This is a genomic window from Pseudomonas sp. NPDC089534, assembly GCF_044749305.1.
GTDB classification, from domain to species: domain Bacteria; phylum Pseudomonadota; class Gammaproteobacteria; order Pseudomonadales; family Pseudomonadaceae; genus Aquipseudomonas; species Aquipseudomonas ekonensis.
On sequence record NZ_JBIVHR010000152.1, the window covers coordinates 6,528 to 8,133 of the forward strand.

Sequence of the window (1,606 nt, forward strand, 5' to 3'; positions counted from 1 at the left end):
TTAGGGGCCTTCTAGAGGGGAAACCGCAGTGAGCGAAGAGAGCTGCATGGGGTGTTCTCGGACAGTCGGGCAACGAAATGGGGCGCGTATCATACATGAAAAAGTCCGCCGATCCGTCACCAACTGACCGGCGTATTACGCGTTACGGACTACAAAGCAATTGTCGCGGGTCGGTTCACTCGCTGCGCATCAGCGGATACAGCTCTTTGAGCAGCTTGCGGCGGCTGATCACCAGTTGCCAGCGATGGCCGCCGAGCTGGCGCCAGAGGCGCGCAGAACGGATGCCGGCCAGCAGCAGGGCGCGGATCTTCGACGCGTTGCTCGGCTGCTGCAGGTTGCGCATGTCGCCGTGCACCTGGATCCGTTGGCGCAGGGTGCTCAAGGTGTCCTGGTACAGCGCGCCGCACGCGGCGATCACATTTTCGTGGGCCGGGCCGAAATGCTCGACCTGGGACTGGATCTGCGGCAGGCGCTTGCCGATGGTGTCGAGCATGTCGTCGCGCTTGGCCAGTTGCCGCTCCAGGCCCAGCATCGACAGGGCGTAGCGCAACGGTTCGCGCTGCAGGGTGCTCGGGTCACGTTCGAGGGCGCCGATCAGCGCGCGGTAACCGTCGCGCAGGTTGATGTCGTCGCCGCCGTAGACGTCCAGCGTGTCCTTGGGGTCGCGCACCAGCAGGCTGCCGAGCATGCAGGTCAGGCCGGCCTCGTTGGTCTGGCCGGTCTTGGCGATCCGGTCGACCAGCACGGCGGCGAGAAACACGCCGCCCAATGCCGTCAGTTGTTCCTGGGTCGGGCTCATGCCTGGCCGCTCCACGGCTCGGCGACTTCGATCACGCCGCCGCCGAGGCAGACCTCGCCGTCGTAGAACACCACCGACTGGCCCGGCGTGACGGCGCGCTGCGGCTCGTCGAACACGGCGCGGTAGCCGGTGGCGGTCTGCTCGAGGGTGCAGGCCTGGTCGTTCTGGCGGTAACGCACCTTGGCGGTGAGGCGGCGCGGCTGGCTCAGGTCGACCGGGTTGACCCAATAGATCTCGGAGGCGAGCAGGGCGCCGGAGAACAGCCATGGATGGTTGTTGCCCTGGCCGACGATCAGTTCGTTGTGCTCCAGGTCCTTGCGCAGCACGTACCACGGCTCGTCGCCGGCGTCCTTCAGGCCGCCGATGCCCAGGCCCTGGCGCTGGCCGATGGTGTGGTACATCAGGCCATGGTGACGGCCGATGACTTCGCCTTCGGTGGTCTTGATCTCGCCCGGCTGCGCCGGCAGGTACTGCTTGAGGAAATCGCTGAAGCGGCGTTCGCCGATGAAGCAGATCCCGGTGGAGTCCTTCTTCTTGGCGGTGGCCAGTTCGTACTTCTCCGCGATGGCGCGCACTTCGGGCTTTTCCAGTTCGCCGACCGGGAACAGGGTCTTGGCGATCTGTTCGCCGCCGACGGCGTGCAGGAAGTAGCTTTGGTCCTTGTTCGGATCCAGGCCCTTGAGCAGCTCGGTGCGGCCGTCGATGTCGCGGCGGCGCACGTAGTGGCCGGTGGCGATCAGATCGGCGCCCAGTGTCGACCACGCCGTGCAGAGCGTCGTCGGGGTAACCGTCGACCGTGATGCGCAC

At 66.1% G+C, this 1,606-nt stretch carries 2 protein-coding genes and 1 pseudogene (1 of these 3 running past the window's edge); all 3 read right to left on the minus strand.

The annotated features are described in order from the left end of the window. Window positions 1-48 (minus strand): annotated as a pseudogene (gene purB, locus ACIP0B_RS27205) (adenylosuccinate lyase); it reaches 1,274 nt to the left of the window's first position. 127 nt (window positions 49-175) lie between these two features. Then, window positions 176-799 (minus strand): high frequency lysogenization protein HflD, encoded by a 624-nt coding sequence (gene hflD, locus ACIP0B_RS27210; RefSeq protein WP_400838032.1) that lies wholly within the window; start codon window positions 797-799, stop codon window positions 176-178. Continuing rightward, on the minus strand, window positions 796-1,606 hold an 811-nt coding region (gene mnmA / locus ACIP0B_RS27215; RefSeq protein ID WP_400838035.1), incomplete at its 5' end, for a tRNA 2-thiouridine(34) synthase MnmA. The genes mnmA and hflD, both read right to left, overlap by 4 nt.

Bases quoted from the DNA above. Each gene is read 5' to 3' on its own strand.
- hflD (WP_400838032.1), bottom strand. From the start codon at position 799: ATGAGCCCGACCCAGGAACAACTGACGGCATTGGGCGGCGTGTTTCTC.